We start from the raw sequence: 21,092 nt of genomic DNA, 5'->3' as shown, positions 1-21,092 counted from the left end.
ACTGCTGCATAACAGCAAAATAAGGGGGAGCTTTAACTTCATAATGTATTAGCGCGAAAAGCTATCCTAAGATAGCTTTTCGCTATCCTAGGTTAGTTATATTTTCTGCGTGCCAGAGTTGCGAAGCCGGTTAGCAACAGGAATAGGAACCCGATACCACCACCACTATTGTTACCAATAACTTCAATTGATAACGCATAGTCAGTTTCATAAACGCCGTCTGAAGCGGTAATGTTTATGGTGTGCTGACCACCTGTCTTGGTTTCGCCGATGATCATGCCATCAATATAAGATAGGTTATCAATGGAGTCTGAGAACACCGAATAGGTTAAAGCCTGGCCTTCAATCTCTTCAAACAAGTCGCTGATATCAATGGCAATTGAAGCTGCGCCACCCATCTTTTCGATCACTATGCCCTGTAGCATCGATGCTGCTTGCTGGGAAACGATTGGTGCAACATCATTTACATCGGTTAAATTGATTTTAACCTGAGCTGTGCGACCAATGTTATTTGATTGACGGGAAACAACATCGAGAATAATTTGTGATGTTATTTCAAAGTCTAGCGCGGCTGAATTGGCAACCACTATTTCATGGTTATCGTTGATAGAGAATGGCGTACCAGGGATAGCGCCGACGATATCAATGGAATAGCTCGCATATTCTGTCTCCGGATAGGCAAAGAAGCCTTGTGTATCAAGTTCAAGAGTACCGACGACGGTTCCGTTTTCAGCATTTTCATTCAGACTAAACTGTTGCCCTTGCTTCACATCTGGAATGATGGTGCCATCTTCATCCAAGTGTCCGGTATAGCCGAGCACACTTAAGTCATCATTGGCACTCAATACCAGAAATTTAGGGTTCGTTGAATCGGCTAATGATCTTGCACCAATACCGAACCCACCAGCAGAAGATTTGGCTGCAGCGATGGTGACTTCTTCACCGGGTTGCGCCGTATAGCTGGCTGCCCACGAAGCCGTATTGACATCATCGGTAGCTGAAGCGAATCGAATCACAGTCGACGTGTCGGTTACTTGCTCATTACACCAGCCCCAGTCGTCGCATATGGTTTCGGTTTTTACAAAGCCACCTTTAACCGGATTGAACTGGGTGATCGGCTCACCCTTATTACGGCCAGAATCTCGGTCGGTTTCAACATGAATCCCTAAATTTTGATCAAAGTCTTCGATACCGTCAATGTCGTGATGATATAAATCTTCTAAACAAAACTGCGATACTACATTACGACCATCACTGGTAAATAATGTCGGTAAACTTGATTTAGTATATCGGCCGTTAGGATCCGTATGATCATACGCTTTGTTGTAATCGATAAAGTAGCTTTGTGGCTGACCAGCTTCGTTAATCGCAACATATGGCTGATTGAATATCTGTGCTTCATCCCAAAGGTAACCGTTAGTGAAACTTTCGTTCCAGTTATTTTCTTCTACGACACTTTCATGAAACAGGTCGAAGAAAAATAGTCGTTCACCGATTTTATCAATGTGATTTGCCATCGTGACATTGGCCGGCATCGCTAAATTAACCGCTAAAGCGAATTTTTTACCCGATACACTGCACTGAGCAGCATCGTAAACACCTGCTCCAACGTATTGAATTACATGGCCATTTAGTGTCAACAAGTCCTCTGAAACATAGCCTTTATCCATAATTACCGGGTAGGCATTAAAGGTAGTTGGTGTGGCTGAGTCGTTAACAAATGTTGTTTTGTAAGCGGTATATTGCAGGTTTCCCCATTCATTGTCAGGGTAAGTCTCCCGTGCCCAGTCTAGATGGTTGTAGCGAGACTGGTAGGTATCCGGATCATAGCCTAAGTACTCAGGAAATTCGGTAGTGATGACGTTCTTTGCTACCACCGTTGCAGGACGGGCGCGCAACATCCATCCCAGATTGAGATCCGGCTGATTTTCTGCACTGAAGGTAATGTAACCATTTAGCTCAGTTTTCTTTAAGTTTTCGTCGGTAAAATCAACCGTATTCATCAATGGCCATGCGGGTAATTCGCTGGCGTCAATATCGATAGTGACTGAGAAGGTTACGCTGCGACCGGCAGGGATATTGACCTGCTCAGGTAAGGTCACGTTTATACCTGATAAGCGTTGCGCATCGCCAAAATTATTGTAACTTAAGGTGTAGGTTTGCGCTTTATCCGATAAATTGCGAACAAAAACATCTTTAGTAATGCGTTTGCTCGAATGTACTTCATGAGTACCGAATTGCAAATAAGGCTGGTTGTTTGCGGCATCCCAGGTAAATACTGGCGTAGCGATGGCAGCTTCAATATTCTCCATACCATGGCCGACAGAATACAATTCAGCACTTTGATCACCGCCGGTTTCTTTGATACCCGGATTTGTGGCCGTATTGGCTAACAAGGCTTTGATTTCGGCGGGACCCACTGCACGATTGTTAGCCTTAATAACGGCGGCTGCAGCTGCAATTCGTGCCGCGGCAAACACGCCACCGGTTGCATTGGTAAACCTTGTATCGGTTGATGAGCCACCACCATCAGCAAGTGATTTGGTGATTTCAGCAACAGGTTGATTTTCGCCAAAGCTGACCAATTCTGGTTTTAACGCTTTGCTACCACGTACCGGACCTTTGGGTGAAAAGGACGATACACTATAGCTTTCGTCGTTCTGAACAATCGACCCAACAGATATTGAGCTTGTTGATGCGGCACTAGGTGCTAGCCAATAACGATGTTTTTCCGTTGCATCGTCGTATAATCCATATTCCGCCAGGTCTCCGGAGTCAGCTACGATGGTTAAACCCAAGCCCGAGGCTTTCTCGATAAGATATTGCGACAATGTAAAACTGCTTGTACCGCTTCCAGCATAAAATGCGGCAGCGCCGTCAGCATCTAATAATGCGACATCTAAGTGATCTGAAGTGTCACCATCCTGGTTAGGGTCGAGAGCGTGCTCAATGGCCTGAACGATACGATCTAAACTCGCACCTGTTGCGAATGTTTCGTTGACATTCATTACCTTATACGCATGAATTTTTGCACCAGGCGCTAACTGGTGAACAATACTCGCAAGCTTAGTACCCAAACCTGTTGGGTATTGCCAGCCATTCCAGCTCTCATAGTGGTAGTATTGGTCAATCGGGTTGGCATCATTACCATAATTTTCACTCGCAAAATCCCAGCCACCGGCGATGACTGGCGTTGGAAATCCTGCATACTCGATGGCACCATGTTCAAGTGCTTCTAAATAGCTACCTGCTGCTGGTGGAGTTTCTGGATCATTGTCATCGCCGAGCTCACCGCTACCTCCGAAAAATTTTAAGGTGTAGTCAACGCCGGTTGAAATGATCGCGACACTGGCGCCGGAGCCAGCATTTACATCGTTATTATATGGCGTCAACGCGATAACCGGATCCGACGTTGCGGTATTGGCTATAGCGCTGTGGAGCCTGTCTGCACTTTGGGGCTTAACCAGTGTGCGTTCCGCGGCGTATGTGTGTACCGAAGCAACATTGCTGTGCTCGGCCAGTGCTTCTGCCAGGTTTAATCTGGATTCAAACGTCACAAGGTTGCCAAGTAGTTTGGTCTGGTAATTGACTTTAACTAGTGGGTCAAGCGTTTTCACATAGCTGATCAGTAGTGCTTGCTGTTCGGCTATTTGAGCGGAATTGACCTTATGAGTTGGCTGTTGCTCAAATGAGCTTTTCAGCACAACGGTGTAGTGATTTGGCGTGTTAATTTCTGACTGAACCGTTTCGGTTCGACTATTTGCTTCTTCATTTTGCATTGAAGCAACACTGACTCCGGCACATAAAGAACCGATAATTAGCGCGATTGCTTTTTTTTGAAACGTCATCTTTTCTCCCTTAGGTATTATCAACGTTATGTAATGAGAGCTGTAATTGAGAGCTTTAACTACTCTTTCTTTTGGCTATCACACACGTATTTACGTAACAGAAAAATCCAATGCAACCGTGAATACATCCAATTTTTATCGAATCGAAAAATTGCCAAAGGTTGCCGCATCAATGAATGCTCTAATAGTTATCTAAAACCTTAAATAACAATGGTTTGTGATGGATGGTCGAGAGCTGTAGAGCGAAGGCAAGGTCTGAGGTTATCGAAGAAAACTTATAGAGACTAAGGTTTAGACAAGGGTGTCACGGATGAATAACGCACAGTAGGAGCAGGCGATTCACGGTATCAATGATGCAATGACGCTGCTGAAAAATCGATAATACCAATCCCATTAAATTATTGCTCACTCAGTGAGAATTTAAAGGCTTTTAGACAAGGCTTTGATTGCAGAGATTGGTCGCTCCATTATCTCAAAATCAGTAACGCAGGATAAACACCTTTAAAACTCACCCGTAGGGAGTTAGTGAGCGGCCCATTTACGACCCTATATTTCTTTAATATAGAATGACTATATCAATGAAATCTATGTTGCAACTGAACCTCTGCCCTAACTCTGAGTTGTGCACAAACTAAATGTGATTGGTATAAGTGAACCTCTGCCCTAACTCTGAATGGTGCACAAACTAAATGTGATTGGTATAACCCCACAGACTTCGAAAGTGCAGCGAGTTATGGGGGATAAAATCTGCACAGCAGGCTAAGGTGTTGCCCAATGTTTAGCTCTGGGGTGTAGCACTGTGATTATCAACAAATCGGGTTTATTTGCTGATGTACTGATAAATCTCAGCTTCATTGGCAAGTTTCATCGTGGCGATAAAACTATTGTCACTGGCTTTGGCAATACCGAAAAATTTTCGAACTGAGTTTGGCGGTAAGTTTAACATGACATCCTCCTGCTCAGCCGCCAGTTTAATGATCTGATCATTTTCTTTGGTTCGCTTGAGAAAATAGATGGCACCATGTTGATAAAAGAACGCGCCAAAATCTGACTTAGACAGCGATGTTGTAAGTAATGTAAATGTTCCGGATAATTTATTAAACCGCCATAGACCATTTTGATTTCGGCGAGAAACGATTAATGTATTACCGTCCAATTCAACCATATATGCTTCATCTGATTGACTTAACTGGGTGATCTTAGAACTATCAAGGTGGTATTCGTATAATCCAAAGGCATCATTACTTGCGGCTGTAAAATACAGAAGATCACCAGAATCAGACCAGGAATAGCCATTGGGTTCGAGTTCACCAAGATCCAGTTGTCTTGGTTCGCCATCATTCAAAATGTAAATAAAATTTTGACCATTTGGAGTACGGATTCTGGTCGCGATCTGGCCACTAGGTTGATGGACTCTTGGCACGCTGGCTTCACCCAGGTTAGCGGTAAGATTGACGCTTTTTTGTGGCGTCTTTAACCATACCCCCCAGGATTTATCCCGGTTTGACAGGAATGCTATGCCGTCAAGCGCAGGCACATATTCACCGTATAAATCTCGGGATCCAGAAGATATTTTTTGCAATGTTTTACCCGTTTCAAACTCTAGGTGGCTAATATATTCCAGAGAAATATGCTCGGCGGTGAAAACGCTCTGCAGTGCTTTTGAATAGCTGATGCTACTCATCAATTTGCCAACAGAGAATTCCGTCAATACATTGCCGTCAAAGTCCATTGCCTGTAAACGATGCAAACTATCATCGACATAGTTGACGTAAATCGTATGGCTATCGCCGTCAATATCGAAATCGACAATGCCTAAAACATCATGTATCAAGCGGGTTGCTTCGCCGTTAGCATTGAGCCTGTTCAATTCAACATTCGAAGCTTTTTGAGTTTCGCGAATAAAATACAGTTGGTTGTTCACATACCTTGGTGCATAGTCTACTTCACCGGGATCTGGAAAGGTCAGTTGTGTTTCGCTAGATTGATTGAAATCAATGCTAAACAGGGCTACGCGGTCTTTGAGTTGTTTGGCATAGATTAACGTATTTTTTTGTTCCTTAGGCCAGGTAACAATGCGGCGATAGGGAATGTAGTAACAGTCACTGCCGATTATCCGATCATTGTTGAGAAGCAGATCTTTAATATGCAGACGACAACTGCCGTTATCTTTTATATTGGCATAAGCAATGGCATTATTACCCGGGCCCCAGGTCGGTGATACTTCGCGTCCGCCATTACCAGAGAGTAAATTTAGCGGCGCGTTATCGTCATTTAAATTTTTAATATATATCTGGCTGTGTTCTTTGTCTCGGATCCAGGTAAACGCCATGTATTGGCCGTCATCAGAAATTGCGACATGTTCTTCCACGCCTTCATAATTGGTAACTTTAACCGCATCCACGCCGTCAACAAATAGGGCTTCAGGTTTGTGGAACAACAGGTATAAGCTGGCCAGCGCCAGAAGTAAAATCGCTGTGAATATTGCGATACGTTTTTTCGGGGAAAAGTTTTTCGCGGTCTGAGTTGACTGAACAGGTAAGGTTAGCCGGTAACCGACTTTCGGAATTGATTCAAAAATATCATCACTGACACCAATATCTTTGAACTGTTTGCGCAACATCCAGATAGAATTGGTGACACCTTTTTTACCAACATCCTCATTGTCGAGCCAGACCCGGCTTATGGCGGTTTCAAAATCAACAACGTGATCGGCTGAAACCAAAAATAAAATCAACAACTCAGCAACTTTTACGGTCAATTTAGCTTGTTGACCATTATGCTCAAGCGATAGCTGATTAACTTTGAAGGAGGCATCTCCTATCAAAAATTCGAAATTAGCATATTCGCTTATTAGCTTCATATCGGACCGTATTATTATTAAAGATGAAAAATACCGCTAGAGAGTAACTGAAAACTGCGTAAATAACTAGCGACGCCGGTATTGATATATCACTCATTTCCTGAACCGGGGAGGGCGTACTAAATACGCTGCAACAGATGCATTTCTATCGTTTAAATGGGTAACTGAGTATGCAGTTTAATTGCATGATTATGCTTTTAAAAAGGGCTTTTACAATTATGCAATGTTTTTTGCGGGCAGGGCGGGTGTAATCGAAGGTTGGGTTTAATTCTTCAATTAACGGCTTTGCGTAACGACCTTGAAAAGAGAAAGTGACAAAATTGGCCGTCGATGAATTCACATCAGAGTGCCTCAATATGTATTTGCCATCAACAATATTAACGGCTAATTGACAAACTTAAACCCTCTACTTGATGCGCAACCCGAGTGTTTATTTTTCAATTCTGTAATGAGATTGGATTGAGAAGTAAATGCGAAAAACTCAATCGATACTTCATTAGCTGACTGGATGTCAACGAACTTGTAACTGTCATTCAATTCGCCATAGCTTTGAATAATTTCAATGGGCAAAGCATTCCAAACATTTTCCGATGCCTTCAATAAAAGATCGATATTTTCAGCGTGCATTTCATCTTCGGGTACAATTACGTGAAAACTAAATGATTCTCCATAATTAGTTATAAATAAACGACACTCAGAATAAGGTGTGCCACAAATTAATATTTGCCTATAGTTATGTGAAATGTCCTGTGTAAAACCCAGCTTGAAATTGTCATTCAACTTTTCCTGATTCCAAGCAATTATGTCATCGATTTTTAAATTTTCATCGCAGCCCCAGACAAATACCTTCTCGAAATTCAAACCGTGTACAAACATCGCATCATAAAATTCTTTTACTAACGTTTCGGTCAGGTTTTTCCTTAATATTTCAAATTCAATAGTCGCATATGCTGGCACTTAACAATCTCCTGCGCGCTTAACAAGTTAATAATAAGAAATGCGTATTTTCTACCGCAGTATCTCGTACTTTCATGTTTATAATACTTGTATCAAACTTGGTATGTCATTGCTATGTATAAAAATATTAGTAAGTGGTTTTATGAAGGCTTTGTTGAGTTTATATCCTAAATTAAAATGGGAGGACTACCTACCGTGTGTTGTTTACTATGAATTTTACCCGTAGAATATAATCCGATATTTATGTATTTATCCAGGAAGTTAGATGTACTTTATAACAAGAATATGCCTATGTGTTATAGCACTTTCCTTTAGTGGTGAACTCATCGCGGCAACTTCTAATAGTTGCCCAGAGGAATCTGGGTACTTTTTTACTAATGATCGAAAAACTAACCCCAGACAAGGAGGCTTTGTATCAAATGGCGCCTTTGTCTCTGAAGATGCTTTTATCGCACCAACCGCAGCGGTGTGTGACTCAGCTACCATAGAGCATAACGTAAGGGTAATGGGAAAATCGGTAGTTAAAGATGAAGCCTATGTTTCAGGCTATGTAAGGATTATGGGAAATGCAATTGTTGGTGGCAATGCTGAAATTAGTGGTGAACGCTCAAAGCCTACTATTATAAAAGGTTATGCAAGAATATTAAGTGGCACCATAACTAGTGGTCGTCATGGCTCATCAACCCCTCCAGCTGAAGTTACGATCATACCTAAAATAGATAAACTCAATAAGCTGTTGAGCCGCGGGTTAAGCTATAAGAATTCTGCTAAGTTTTATACTTCGTCACGAGAAGTAACCTTCGAGGTAGATCAAAATTGTAGCCTTGCTTTTAACCTATATTATTTAAAAAATGTTAGAAGTGGACACTATAAGCCGACATTCGTAAATAAAAGCGAAGATTGGAAAAATCAGATAGATTTAAAAAAAGCTAATTGGATTTCGATGGGATTGTCTGAAATTACAGGAGACTTTATGATTGAAACTCCTCAAGGTGATCATAATCAGTCAATTAAAATAAACAAATCCTATGATCAAAACCGTAATTTAATAAATGAAAAGGTAAGAAAGGGGAATATATTTGGGTTGTATTTTTCAACCGGCGGAGAGGATGCTCTAACCGCCTCAGAATTCAGAACAGCCTCTTCATTAATGCAAGATGTTGCAGAATATTGCGGGTTTACCTTACGAATAATTGAATAAGTCATTCATGTTAGACGTAAACCTATTCATATGTCTATTGATGTCGCATTATTGATAGATTGTGCAGGATACTTAAAAAAGGAAATTGAGTCTGATTATCCGCATCACTTAAGATACAGTAGCATCATACTGCAAAGTTGAAAACGGATACGATTTATAAAGTATAATTAACTATCTACATTCGTAAAACGAGGCTGACTGAGTGTTTAGTTGATCAGGATGAACAAATGTTAGCCTCTGCAGAATTCTTCAATTTCGTCAATTGAAAAAACCAATTAACAATAACTCTGTTTAATCTTTAAATTCTCATTAATCTTCGATAATACAAGAACCACACTTAGGCTTCGGGCAACGCAGGTATAAGGACCATATAGGATTAGCCTGCGGTGTACATCGTTTTTAATTTCATTAGGCTCCACTGTTTAAACACCGATATAGGCTTAGACTTAATATTCACAAGCTTTTAATCAAATGATGGTCTTTAAATGGTTTTAATATAGAGCAGAATGGATAGGCTAACTGGAAGCATCTAAACTGATACTGTTATACCAATCCCACTAAGTTTGTGCACAACTCAGAGTTAGGGCCGAGGTTCAGTTACAACACAGATTTTATTGATATAGTCATTCTATATTAATGAAATATAGGGCAGGAAATGGACCTTAAGATAAACTCCCTACGGGGGAGTTTTAAAGGCGTTTGGACTACGTTACTGATTTTGGCTGATTTTGGCTGTTTTTGAGAGCGGAATAACCATTCTCTGCAATCAAAGCCTTGTCTAAAAGCCTTTAAATTCTCACTGAGTGAGCGATAATTTAATGGGATTGGTATTATGGAAGACCAGTACAGACTGAAACAGCTTCATTGTAAAACACAAATGGAACCTATACTCTGGAAAAATTCTTGTTAAGCTTAATTCAATATGCCCCTGTTTAGTAAACAACGAAGAGCTTTTTTACTGACCAATAAAATGGGTAAATACCTAGTATATGCATTGGGTGAAACTATCATTATTGTTGTGGGCATTATGTTCGCAGTGGCAATTAACAATTGGAATGAGGACAGGTTAAATAGCCAGAAAGAGATTGTCTTACTTACGAAACTAAAAAGTGAGTTTGAATCCAATCAACTGAGTTTGAAGGGTTCAGTCAATGACTTGGAACAAGTCCGAAACAAACTAGCGACGTTTTTGGATTTAATGGGGCCAAAACCTGATAAAGTCGAAGATTCTGTAATCCATGATACGGTTGCCAACTATTATTGGAATCCGAGTTACTCTCCAAACAAAGTAATATTTGATATGTCTCAATCAAATGGAGACTTCAATTTAATCACTAACATACAGCTCCAAGAAAAGTTGCGTAAATGGGCTAATGTGATAAGTCATATAAAATTTATGCAACAAGCTATCTCTAAGCATCAAGAAACTGCTGCTGAGGTTTGGCTGGATCTCCATTCTTGGAAAAGTTCAATTGCTTCAACAGGAGAGCTTGAAGGCGTTGGGCCGAGTAACTTTCCTTTCGACCAAGTCAAACTTTTATCAACTCCAGCAATTGAACATGCCGTTTCTATGAAACTTACTTTGACTCATATGCATATTAATCAATTGATCAAAACAATAAAGCTTCAGCAAGAATTAATTGATATTCTAAATTTTGAAATTAAACATGCCAAATAAATACGGTACCATAAGTGGCAAATGAACTAAGGTTTACTATTTATTCAACCTTATCCTTGTACTCACACAAATCTTCGATAATACAAGAACCACACTTAGGCTTGCGGGCAACGCAGGTATAACGACCATGTAGGATTAACCAGTGGTGGACATCGACTTTGAATTCCGCTGGGACGACCTTAAGAAGTTTCTTTTCAACTTCAACCACATTTTTTCCCATGGCAAACTTGGTGCGATTTGATACGCGATCGATGTGTGTATCAACGGCAATGGTCGGCCAGCCAAATGCAGTGTTTAAAACTACGTTTGCGGTTTTTCGGCCAACACCAGGCAAGGCTTCGAGCGCTTCACGATCTTCCGGGACTTCACCACCATGCAAATCAACCAGCATCTGGCAGGTTTTCATGGTGTTTTCGGCTTTGGTATTAAACAGCCCTATGGTTTTTATATAGTTTTTTAGCTTATCAAGACCGAGATCCAGTATTGCCTGCGGGGTGTTTGCCACAGCAAAAAGCGGACCGGTCGCCTTGTTTACGCCAACATCCGTTGCCTGGGCGGAGAGTAAAACCGCGATGAGCAATTCAAACGGATTGGAAAAGTTTAACTCTGTGGTTGGGTTGGGATTGTCATCCCGCAGGCGAGTTAGTATCTGTAATCGTTTTTCTTTATTCATGGCGATGTCTTGTTTGCGTTTTGGTTATTGCTGTTAAAATAGAATTATTAACCTTCAAAGTTCACACGAACCCGTTCGATTTCTTTTGGCTTCTTGTCTTTTGCCAGTTTTTCCGCCTGACGATTATCAATAAAGTTTTTCGCAGCAATCAAAAAACCCATCGCAATAAAAGCACCAGGAGGCAGAATTGCCAGTAAAAACTTCGAGTCAAAATTAAAAACTTCAATCTTTAATACCGTGGCCCAATCGCCGAGTAACAGGTGGGCACCATCAAATAACGTGCCTTGTCCGAGAATTTCACGAATCGTCCCTAACGCCAATAGGACCAGAGCAAAGCCGACGCCCATCATTAAACCGTCAAAACTGGCTTGTCTCACCGGGTTTTTCGATGCGTAGGCTTCGGCTCGGCCGATGATCGCACAGTTGGTAACAATCAGCGGTAGGAATATTCCTAAAGACTGATATATACCGTAAGCATAGGCATTCATCAGTAATTGCACGCAGGTTACAAAGGCGGCAATGATCAGAACAAAAATCGGAATTCGAACTTCCTTAGGTACCCATTGACGAATTGCTGATACGGTGGCGTTAGAACAGATAAGTACCAACAAGGTTGCAAGGCCTAGCCCTAGTGCATTGGTAAAGGTCGTAGTGACGGCCAATAATGGACATAAACCCAATAACTGAACAAGTCCTGGATTATTCTTCCATAGCCCCTGCCAGACCAATTCGCGATATTCGCCCGGATTTCTATCGGTAATATCTGGCGTATCGGCGCTACTGTTGCCAGATTCAACATCCGGGTTAACGTTTGGCGTATCAATTGATTGTTCAGCCATTTTCACCTCGACAGGATGTGGTGTTGCTTAATAGTTCCGTTTGGTTCTTGTCAAAAAATAGCATGGTGTTTTTCACGGCATTAACGATCGCTCTGGGGGTGATTGTCGCCCCAGTAAACTGATCAAACATACCACCATCTTTTTTCACTGCCCAACGACTGTCTTTTTCGCTGGTCATTTTTTTGTTTTCAAATCGATAAATCCATTCAGATTTTCGTGTTTCGATTTTATCGCCAAGGCCCGGGGTTTCCTGATGTTCAAGAACCCGTACGCCACTAAGGCTACCATCTTTATTAATCGCTACCAGTAATTCGATATTACCGTTGTAGCCATCAGGAGCTACGCTGGTGATGGCTACGGCGACCGGCAAATTGTCCTGGCGTGCGGTATATACCGTTTGTGGCTTGTCACTGCCCAGCAAATCTCGATCCTGAACATGTTGACATGCCATATAGATATCATTGTTAAACCGCGCCGGATTTATCACCTGATACAAGGTATTTAACAGCTGCTGCTCAGCCTGTCGCGCCCGGGTGTCTGCGGTCAATAAATCCACCAATGCCACCATTAACGTACAAATCAAGGCGAAGCCACCAAGGATCATGGCATTGGATTTTATCGCTTGCTTCATGACTCACCTCGTTGATTGTGGCCATAGGTTCTCGGACGAGTATATTGGTCAATCAAAGGCACTGCCATATTAGCTAATAGCACTGCAAACGCGATGGCATCCGGGTAGCCACCAAAATTGCGAATGATAACCACTAAAAAAGCGATTAGCAGGGCAAAAATAATTCGCCCTTTTGGCGTGGTTGAGCCACTCACCGGGTCGGTAATAATAAAAAATGCACCAAGCATAGTGCCGCCGCTAAGCCAATGAAACATGGTCGATGCGGAGCTGTCAGGGCTTACGACGTAGCCGATAAAGGTAAATATCAGCATCCCGGCTAAAAAGCTGACTGGTAAACGCCAGTCGATCGCTTTTTTTGCAATCAGGTAGATACCGCCAATAAGAAATCCCAGATTGATCCACTCCCAGCCATGACTGAAAAATTGCCCAAATACGGGGTTGGCATAGCTTTCTTCAACGGTAAGGCCGCGGCTAATATCGGTTTTTAAGGTATCTAATGGTGTTGCCATAGTAACACCATCAATATTCATGCGGATCTGTTCAACCGAAAAACCATCCCAGGTAAAACCGGTAAAGATCAGCCAAAGGGTATTGAGGAAGTCAACGGGCTGGGCAATCAAATCATGCACCGGCGCCCAGGAAGTCATCTGTACCGGGAAAGAAACGAGCAACAACACGTATGCGGCCATCGCCGGATTGAAAATATTGTAACCCAGACCACCGTAGAGTTGTTTTACCACGCCTATCGCAAAGATGCTGCCAATGGCGGTTATCCACCAAGGGGCAAAAGAGGGTATGGAGATGCCGATCAATACACCGGTTAATACTGCTGAGTAATCAGAAATCTGTGCCTTTATATTTTTATCGCGGATCGCCAGGAAGGTAATTTCTGCCAGCACGCTGAATAAAACCGCCAAGCCAATCTGAATGAGATTTCCCCAGCCAAAGAAATACCATTGCGCAAGGACTCCTGGCACGGTTGCCAAAATGACCAATCGCATCAATGCTGGGGTTTTGGCCTGAATATGATTATGGGGTGAACTTGCTATCCAAAATGCCATGTTTAGCTATCTGCCTTTTGTTGTTTCTTTGCATCCGCCTGGGTTCTGGCTTTATCAATAGCCTTGGCGATTTTTGCTTTTTTCTCATCATCACTCACGGCTTTTGTTTTCGCCGCTGATGTTGTACTGGCTTGACGATCAGCACCGTCAGCATCACCGAATAAGTCGGCCTGCTTAGTTTTAGCCACGGTTTTTCGGGTTGTCGTGGCTTTTTTAGTCGTCGCCTTAACCTTTGACTCGTCGGTCTTCGTTGTACGTTTTCGAGTCACGGCTTGTTTCGCACTCTTGTTTTGGCTATCACTGGTTTTGCCGTCACTGCTATCCGCTGTTGCGGTTTTACGAGTCGCAGTAGTGGGTTTCGCTGCCGATTTGGTTTTTGTGGCGGTTGATTTTGTTGTAGTCGTTTTTGCAGCCTTGAGCTCTGTGGTAGCACTGCTTGATTTTGCCGCCGCACTTGCTGTTTTGGCTGTTGCAGATGTCTTTGTGGATTTGCTTGCTGCTTTTTTGGTTACGGCTTTTTCTGCGGTTTTTGTCGCAGCTTTGCGAGTTGCAGGTTTTGCCTTTGCAGTACTGGCTTTTTCGGTGGTTGCACTAGCGGTTTTAGCCGTACTGCTCACTTTAGTCGATTTTGCAGCCGCTTTTGCAGTTGCAGGCTTCTTGGTTGCCACCTCTTTTTTCGTTGTTGCTGCGGTGGTCTTTTTACTTGCAGCTGCCGTTTTCTTTTCTGAAACTTTCTTTGCTGGCGCTTTTTTAACTGCAGCTTTCTTAACTGGCGCTTTCTTTTCCGCAGTTTTTGAGGCTACGGCCTTTTTGGTTGCCGCCGCTTTCGTTTCTGCTTTTTCTGCAGACGCTTCAGCTTTGCCTGTTGTTTTTCTTGTGGCGGGCGTGCGAGTGGTTTTCGGCTTTTCTGACGCTTCAGAGGCCATTGCCTTTTCGCCTTCAGGTTTTGCTTGAGCTACAACTTCTTTAGCTGACGTTGCAATCGCTTCAGGAACAGCTTTTACGGAAAGCCCTGGTTTAACTTCGGCGGTTTCAGGTTTTGCAGTTGCCGCCTTCTTAGCTTTAATTCGCGCAATGGCGGCGGCTTTGGCGTCAATTTTCTTGTCCGCTTCTGAGGATTCTGCCGTTTCGTTCGTCAATAAATGGTCTGGCTTTTCAGCCTTCGCTTCAGCCGCCTTCTTGGCTTTAATTCGCGCAATTGCTGCGGCTTTGGCGTCAATTTTCTTGTCCGCTTCTGAGGATTCTGCCGTTTCGTTCGTCAATAAATGGTCTGGCTTTTCAGCCTTCGCTTCAGCCGCCTTCTTGGCTTTAATTCGCGCAATTGCTGCGGCTTTAGCGTCAACTTTCGTGTCTTCGTTATCAGAGTTTTTTGATGTCTTGGTAATTTTTTCTTGAGCGTTGTCTACCTTGGCTTTAGCTGCCTTCTTGGCTTTAATTCGCGCAATGGCAGCGGCTTTAGCGTCAACTTTCGTGTCTTCGTTATCAGAATTTTTTGACGTCTCGGTTATTTTCTCTTGAGCGTTATCTACGCTCGCTTCAGCCGCTTTCTTAGCTTTAATACGGGCGATGGCCGCGGCTTTTGAGTCGGCTTTTTCACTCACCGCTGGGCTGGCACTGGCCGAATCGTTATCGGTGCCTGCCAAAGTGTTCTCGGGTGACTGTTGCAAAGATTCGCTTGTGCCGTCATTCGGGCGCTGAAAACGAGCATGCTCAGCGTCAATTTCCACTTTTTTCTGTGCCGCAAGGCGTTTGGCTTTTGCTCGGGCAATTGCTGCCGCGGCCGCACTTTTCACTGAACTCGAGTTGATTTCTTGCTCATTATTATCTGGGCTGGTAGTAGCGTCGGATGGTTTTGTATCCTGCTGAGCTTTTTTCGCTTTAACCCTGGCAAGGGCTGCAGCCACAGCACCGGAAGGGCCAGATGCGCCGGTATTTTTCGCTTTGCTTTTTCTGGCTTCTGCAGCCAGGCGTTGTTTCTCTTCGCGAGCGAGTTTTTCTTTTTCCAAACGCTTTTTGCGAGCTTCAAAACGTAGCTTCGCTTTTTCAGATTTTGCTTCCTGGATTTTCTTGGCTTTAATTTCCGCTTTCGCAACTCGATAGTATTGCACCAGAGGTATATGACTCGGACACACGTATGCACAAGCACCGCAATCAATGCAGTCAGACAGGTTCAAAGCTTCAAGTTGATCATAGTCTTTGGCTTTAGCGCTCCACTGTAATTCCTGTGGCAACAGGTTACTTGGACAGACCTCAGCACATTGGCCACAGCGAATGCATTCTATTTCCTGACTCGCCGGCGCAATTTCTTTATTGGTGGGGGCTAAAATACAGTTGGTAATTTTAACCACGGGCACTTGCAGGGAAGGCAGGGTAAAGCCCATCATCGGCCCGCCCATAATGATGCGTTGCTGATCCTGATGCTGGTAACCACATTGATTCAGTAAGTGTTGGATCTCGGTACCCAAAAGAGCCCAGACATTTTGTGGCTTTTTCAATGCTGTCCCGGTGACGGTAACGACACGACGGATCAAGGGGATGTCATGGATAATGGCTTCGGCGATCGCAAATACCGTGGCAACATTTTGCATGATAATCCCAAGATCGATTGGCAGAGAGCCACTGGGAACTTCTTTGCCCACCAGAGCCTTTATCAACTGTTTTTCGCCGCCAGTCGGGTATTTGGTTGGCAATACGCAAACCCGCACTTTATCCAGGTGTTTAGTGACGGTTTTGAGTGCCTGTATCGCTTGTGGTTTATTGTCTTCAATGCCAATTAATATGTACTCAGGTTCGAGCATGTAATCGAGAATTTCAATACCATCAGCAATTGTGGCCGCCTGCTCGCGCATTAATAAATCGTCAGCAGTGATATAAGGCTCACACTCTGCGGCGTTAATAATTAAATATTTTACCCCCGCCTGACTATTAACTTTTATGTTCGTTGGGAAACCCGCGCCCCCCATACCTGCGATACCTGCCTGTGCGATTTTAGCGACTAAATCGGCTTTTGGCAGTTGATGATAATCGGTATTAATGGTTCTTGGTTGCCACTTATCGTCACCGTCAGGCTCTATGATGATGCACAGCTCTGCCATTGCCGATGGATGGGCAATGCTAGCCTTACGGATATCCTGTACCGTACCGGATGTCGGGGCATGAACCGGCACGGTCATCGGTGTTGCAATACCTGTGAGCGGTTGCCCCTTAAGGACTTTATCGCCGGGTTTTACCAGGATATCGGCAACATTACCTATGTGTTGCTGCACCGGCAGCACTAAGCGTTTGGGTAATGCCAACGGGCGAATCGGTTTGTCGTTACTGAGAAATTTTTGCTCCGGTGGGTGTATGCCCCCGTTAAATGAGAAAAACTTATTTTTATCAATACGTTCAATGACAGATTCCATAACTTCCTCTTAATCTATCTGAACGACTTCAATGGCATCTAAATCCCATTGCCAGTTCTGAAGTGTTTGTTTAACCGGTACCATCTCAATACAATCTACCGGACAAGGATCGACACACAGATCACAACCGGTACATTCATCGACCAATACGGTATGCATTTGCTTGGCGGCACCGGTAATCGCATCAACCGGACACGCCTGAATACACTTGGTACAGCCAATACAATCTTCTTCAATGATAAACGCAACTTTCGGGGTATTGTCCTGTTCGTGGCTTTCATCCATAGGGATGGCATCTACCCCCATTAAGTCGGCGATACGCTTGATCGTATCGTCGCCGCCAGGCGCACATTTATTGATTGAATCACCGTTAGCCACCGCTTCGGCGTATGGTTTGCAGCCCGGGTATCCACATTGGCCACACTGGGTTTGCGGGAGCAGGGCATCGATTTGCTCAACTAATGGATCACCTTCAACTTTGAATCGTACCGAGGCAAATCCCAACAGGGCGCCAAAGATGACCGCAATCACCCCAAAAATACCTAATGCGATAAGAATACTCATGCCTACTTCACCAACCCTGAGAAACCCATAAAGGCAAGAGACATGAGTCCTGCGGTGATCATTGCAATGGCAGCACCCTGGAAAGGCTTTGGAACATCAGCATTGGCAAGACGTTCGCGCATGGCAGAAAACAGAATTAACACCAAAGAGAAACCGACCGCAGCACCGAAACCATACACGATTGACTGAAAAAAGTTGTGTTGCTCATACAGATTGAGCAATGCCACACCCAAAACGGCGCAGTTGGTGGTAATTAATGGCAGGAATATGCCCAACAGACGATACAGGCTGGCACTGGTTTTATGGACAACCATTTCTGTAAATTGCACAACCACGGCGATCACCAGAATAAAACCCATAGTCGTCAGGTATTCCAGGCCGAATGGCTTGAGCAGATACGTTGAAAACAAATAACTGAGCAAAGAGGCGAGGGTTAACACAAATGTCGTTGCAAGCGACATGCCGATAGCGGTCTCAGTCTTAGACGATACCCCCATAAAAGGGCACAAGCCGAGAAACTTTACCAGAACAAAATTGTTAACTAAAACTGTGCCAACTAAAAGTAATAGATAATCAGTCATTTATCATAAATACATCGAAAAATTACCTTTATTATCCTTGTTTATCTGCGATTTAACAACTTGTAGTTTGTAGGGATATTTCAGTTGCTGAATTTATAATCAGAATGAACTGAGCCAACATGGCTTCGCTTTATTCAGGAGCAACTTTCTGTGAGCAATTTATCGACTATGATAGCGTGCAAGTTCGATAGAAGGGCGTTTTTTCGTTTAGTTTAACTCTAATTAAACCGGCGTGGCGCCGGCTTAACACTAGCAATCAAAAATAGTCGCAGACGGCGACGCTGATCTCAATGAGTCAAGCGCTTAAGCCATGTGGTAACTATTTTTGAGCGATTTTTACTCGGATCCTATTCTTAGCAAGCCGAGTTTCATGCAGGGCAGCAATAGCCGATTTTGCTTCACTTTCATCAGGCATTTCAACAAACGCAAAGCCTTTTGATTTACCCGTCAATTGGTCCAATACCAGGCTACATTCAGTAACCTTGCCGTGGGCAGAAAATAAAATACGGATTTCTTGTTCAGTGGTTGAACGGGATAAGTTACGAACTAAAAGTTTCATAATGAGCCATGTGAGGGGTTATATAGGTAGATTGTCTCATATATCTCAAATAGACCAAGTTATTTCGTCTTTATTAATGGAAAAAGCTTATACCAATCACATTAAATTGAGGGAGCATTGCTAACGCATACTTTGATTGGAGTTTGGTAACGATTAACGTGCCGCTAACGCGACATGCCTGACTAATGGGTCAAGCAAGACTGGAATCTGCTATTGTGGGTTTGCAAGTCAAGATTGGATTTTATTTGTGCATAGGGTGACAACCGTTGCCACCCCGGGGCTTTATGGCGTTGTCGTTTTGGCTAGATCCCTTCCGGCTTACCTATGTAGTAACCTTGACAACCATCCACCAGAATTTCATCAAAGGTGTGTTTTTCTTCCTGGGTTTCAACACCTTCGGCCAGTACTTTGATACTCATACGATGAGCAAGATCTATCATCAGACGCAGGAAGTATTGATTATTCTTATCATTTTCGATGTCTCGGGAATAGCTACCATCCATTTTGATGAAGTCTGGCGATAATTCCCGGAAGAATTTAAAGGAGGTAATTCCCACACCAAAATGTTCTACACAGACTTTTGCGCCAATCCGATGAACCATATTGATAAAATAAATGCTGTCTTTAACATTTTGTTGCAGTCCATATTCACTGACTTCAAAAATTAACCGCGCAGCGATGTCTTTATCTTTTAGTAAACGGCGCTCCAACCAAATAATAAAATGTTCGTCGTGTATGGAACGAGAACTTAAATTGATACCAAAAGATTGTTCAGTCAGGTTCTTATTGCGAATTTCTGACAATACCTTTTCGATAACTAAGCGATCGATCAGAATAATCTTGTCTAGTTTTTCTGCCATCGCAATAAATGAAGCCGTCGGCATTTGTTCACCCGAGGTATTGGTAAAGCGCGCCAATACTTCATGATAAATTTTATTGTTGCGGGCGTTGGGCTGAATTAACTGGGTTAATAAAGACACGTTCTGATGTTCAATCACATAATCGATTTCTTTGCCCCAGCTCTGGCCACCATAACCAATGGCACCGTTGTCTTCCATATCTTCATAAGATTGAACATACCAGGAGTTTTTGTGTTTGGTCTCGGCAATACTAATGGCCGTATCAGCCAGGGCCAGCAATTCACCTAAAGGCCGGTTAATTTCAAAATTAACGATACCGGTATACGCAACGGAGTCAATATCTGCCAATACCTGGTATTCGTTAAACAAACCGGTAAGTTCATCGGCATAACTTTGTGACGCCTTGATGGTGACGTTCGGAATAAAGGTGGCAAAGTCAGACCCGTTCAGGCGAAACAGTGATGCACCTTCAACGTTCTTTATCTGTCTTTGTAAAATATTCGCAACCTGACACAGGTACCGATCACCTTCCTGATAGCCATGAACTTTGTTGATGATTTGTAATTCGGTACAGCGGGTAATAAACAGCACACCAAAACTACTGCCGCGGGTATGTTTTGCGTAGGCGGTAAAAAATTCCGCAAAACTATTACGATTCGACAGACCCGTTAACGGGTCTACATAGGCGGTTTGTTTTAACTCTTCGGTTTTCGATAGCTTGGTAGTGATAAACTCTTTGAGTTGCTGGATCATCGTGTTGACTTGATCAAACGCCCCAGGTAACTGAAATTGCTCAATGTCTTCTTTATTATCAATAGCTTGTTTGATTTCGTCGGCAATGGCCTTGGAAATTTTTTCCGACGCCTTGCGATTTGCGCGAGCGGTTAGCTGACTGGTTAACAAGGTGCCCACTACCACCATAAAGATGGTAAATACTAGGATAAAAATGCTCAGCGTATTAAACCAGCCAATCAATTTGTCCTGGCTAAGTTGATAGGTGACTTTTGCCGCTATCGGCTTAGCGGTGACTCGATGCGGTTTGTCTGCCTGAACCCAGGATGCAAGGGTCGGGTGGGAAATTTCCCGTTTACTGTACGAACCCACATCCTGATTTTGCTGATCGACAACGGCTAGGATGTCATAGTCGTATGTGCTGTGCAGTAGCTTTGAAAATAACTCAAGTTTCTGTCCTTGAAATGACAGTGCATGAGATTGTATTTGCACCCTATGTTGCTGGTGCTGGTGATCCACAAAGCTTTTTAATCCGGATAAGCTAAGGGTGAAAAAACCTAAGAGAAAGATGATGGCAAAAACGATGTTTTTTGCCAAAATTTTTGCAACCGTCGACATGCGAGAATTTCCCCAGTTATTAT

14 protein-coding genes are annotated in these 21,092 nt (G+C 43.2%); 2 read left to right on the top strand and 12 right to left on the bottom strand.

Annotation, left to right across the window (positions count from 1 at the left end; all coding sequences use genetic code 11):
- Positions 1–92: 92 nt before the first annotated feature.
- From ACHUFQ_RS10460 to ACHUFQ_RS10450, 3 genes are all read right to left on the bottom strand, one after another.
- Positions 93–3,848, bottom strand: a complete 3,756-nt coding sequence (locus ACHUFQ_RS10460) for a S8 family serine peptidase (protein ID WP_394175353.1) — start codon at positions 3,846–3,848, stop codon at positions 93–95.
- An 820-nt stretch (positions 3,849–4,668) separates the two neighbouring features.
- On the bottom strand, positions 4,669–6,711 hold the full coding sequence (locus ACHUFQ_RS10455; RefSeq protein ID WP_394175351.1) for a winged helix-turn-helix domain-containing protein: 2,043 nt from the start codon (positions 6,709–6,711) through the stop codon (positions 4,669–4,671).
- 384 nt (positions 6,712–7,095) lie between these two features.
- Positions 7,096–7,668, bottom strand: a complete 573-nt coding sequence (locus ACHUFQ_RS10450) for a hypothetical protein (protein WP_394175350.1) — start codon at positions 7,666–7,668, stop codon at positions 7,096–7,098.
- Positions 7,669–7,933: 265 nt separating this feature from the next.
- On the opposite strand from ACHUFQ_RS10450, the gene ACHUFQ_RS10445 reads away from it, so the two are divergent.
- Together ACHUFQ_RS10445 and ACHUFQ_RS10440 are read left to right on the top strand one after the other, a co-directional pair.
- Positions 7,934–8,869 (top strand): hypothetical protein, encoded by a 936-nt coding sequence (locus tag ACHUFQ_RS10445; RefSeq protein ID WP_394175348.1) that lies wholly within the window; start codon positions 7,934–7,936, stop codon positions 8,867–8,869.
- Between the two features lie 922 nt (positions 8,870–9,791).
- Positions 9,792–10,547: a DUF6090 family protein gene (locus tag ACHUFQ_RS10440; RefSeq protein ID WP_394175347.1), complete on the top strand. Its 756-nt coding sequence runs from the start codon at positions 9,792–9,794 to the stop codon at positions 10,545–10,547.
- 40 nt (positions 10,548–10,587) lie between these two features.
- Here ACHUFQ_RS10440 and nth read toward each other — a convergent pair whose 3' ends face one another.
- The 9 genes from nth to ACHUFQ_RS10395 form a co-directional block, all read right to left on the bottom strand.
- The gene (gene nth, locus ACHUFQ_RS10435; protein WP_394175345.1) at positions 10,588–11,220 is read right to left on the bottom strand and encodes an endonuclease III; all 633 of its coding nucleotides are present in this window, start codon (positions 11,218–11,220) and stop codon (positions 10,588–10,590) included.
- Between the two features lie 47 nt (positions 11,221–11,267).
- Positions 11,268–12,059: an electron transport complex subunit E gene (locus tag ACHUFQ_RS10430; RefSeq protein WP_394175343.1), complete on the bottom strand. Its 792-nt coding sequence runs from the start codon at positions 12,057–12,059 to the stop codon at positions 11,268–11,270.
- Positions 12,052–12,690: an electron transport complex subunit RsxG gene (gene rsxG, locus ACHUFQ_RS10425; RefSeq protein ID WP_394175341.1), complete on the bottom strand. Its 639-nt coding sequence runs from the start codon at positions 12,688–12,690 to the stop codon at positions 12,052–12,054. Before rsxG ends, ACHUFQ_RS10430 begins: the two co-directional genes overlap by 8 nt.
- Positions 12,687–13,751 (bottom strand): electron transport complex subunit RsxD, encoded by a 1,065-nt coding sequence (gene rsxD, locus ACHUFQ_RS10420; protein ID WP_394175339.1) that lies wholly within the window; start codon positions 13,749–13,751, stop codon positions 12,687–12,689. Before rsxD ends, rsxG begins: the two co-directional genes overlap by 4 nt.
- Positions 13,752–13,753: 2 nt before the next feature.
- Positions 13,754–17,155, bottom strand: a complete 3,402-nt coding sequence (gene rsxC, locus ACHUFQ_RS10415) for an electron transport complex subunit RsxC (RefSeq protein ID WP_394175337.1) — start codon at positions 17,153–17,155, stop codon at positions 13,754–13,756.
- 9 nt (positions 17,156–17,164) lie between these two features.
- Complete coding sequence (gene rsxB / locus ACHUFQ_RS10410) at positions 17,165–17,719, bottom strand: electron transport complex subunit RsxB (protein WP_394175335.1); 555 nt, start codon at positions 17,717–17,719, stop codon at positions 17,165–17,167.
- Between the two features lie 2 nt (positions 17,720–17,721).
- Positions 17,722–18,300 (bottom strand): electron transport complex subunit RsxA, encoded by a 579-nt coding sequence (gene rsxA / locus ACHUFQ_RS10405; RefSeq protein WP_394175333.1) that lies wholly within the window; start codon positions 18,298–18,300, stop codon positions 17,722–17,724.
- A 319-nt stretch (positions 18,301–18,619) separates the two neighbouring features.
- Positions 18,620–18,859: an RNA recognition motif domain-containing protein gene (locus tag ACHUFQ_RS10400; RefSeq protein ID WP_394175331.1), complete on the bottom strand. Its 240-nt coding sequence runs from the start codon at positions 18,857–18,859 to the stop codon at positions 18,620–18,622.
- A gap of 302 nt (positions 18,860–19,161) precedes the next feature.
- Positions 19,162–21,069 (bottom strand): EAL domain-containing protein, encoded by a 1,908-nt coding sequence (locus ACHUFQ_RS10395; RefSeq protein ID WP_394175330.1) that lies wholly within the window; start codon positions 21,067–21,069, stop codon positions 19,162–19,164.
- Positions 21,070–21,092: the final 23 nt, after the last annotated feature.

Origin of the sequence: Thalassotalea litorea, assembly GCF_043642205.1 — a bacterium.
GTDB classification, from domain to species: domain Bacteria; phylum Pseudomonadota; class Gammaproteobacteria; order Enterobacterales; family Alteromonadaceae; genus Thalassotalea_A; species Thalassotalea_A litorea.
This window is presented reverse-complemented; position numbering and strand designations above follow the sequence as displayed.

Bases quoted from the DNA above. Each gene is read 5' to 3' on its own strand.
- ACHUFQ_RS10460 (WP_394175353.1), bottom strand. From the start codon at position 3,848: ATGACGTTTCAAAAAAAAGCAATCGCGCTAATTATCGGTTCTTTATGT.
- ACHUFQ_RS10455 (WP_394175351.1), bottom strand. From the start codon at position 6,711: ATGAAGCTAATAAGCGAATATGCTAATTTCGAATTTTTGATAGGAGAT.
- ACHUFQ_RS10445 (WP_394175348.1), top strand. From the start codon at position 7,934: ATGTACTTTATAACAAGAATATGCCTATGTGTTATAGCACTTTCCTTT.
- ACHUFQ_RS10440 (WP_394175347.1), top strand. From the start codon at position 9,792: ATGCCCCTGTTTAGTAAACAACGAAGAGCTTTTTTACTGACCAATAAA.
- nth (WP_394175345.1), bottom strand. From the start codon at position 11,220: ATGAATAAAGAAAAACGATTACAGATACTAACTCGCCTGCGGGATGAC.
- ACHUFQ_RS10430 (WP_394175343.1), bottom strand. From the start codon at position 12,059: ATGGCTGAACAATCAATTGATACGCCAAACGTTAACCCGGATGTTGAA.
- rsxG (WP_394175341.1), bottom strand. From the start codon at position 12,690: ATGAAGCAAGCGATAAAATCCAATGCCATGATCCTTGGTGGCTTCGCC.
- rsxD (WP_394175339.1), bottom strand. From the start codon at position 13,751: ATGGCATTTTGGATAGCAAGTTCACCCCATAATCATATTCAGGCCAAA.
- rsxC (WP_394175337.1), bottom strand. From the start codon at position 17,155: ATGGAATCTGTCATTGAACGTATTGATAAAAATAAGTTTTTCTCATTT.
- rsxB (WP_394175335.1), bottom strand. From the start codon at position 17,719: ATGAGTATTCTTATCGCATTAGGTATTTTTGGGGTGATTGCGGTCATC.
- rsxA (WP_394175333.1), bottom strand. From the start codon at position 18,300: ATGACTGATTATCTATTACTTTTAGTTGGCACAGTTTTAGTTAACAAT.
- ACHUFQ_RS10400 (WP_394175331.1), bottom strand. From the start codon at position 18,859: ATGAAACTTTTAGTTCGTAACTTATCCCGTTCAACCACTGAACAAGAA.
- ACHUFQ_RS10395 (WP_394175330.1), bottom strand. From the start codon at position 21,069: ATGTCGACGGTTGCAAAAATTTTGGCAAAAAACATCGTTTTTGCCATC.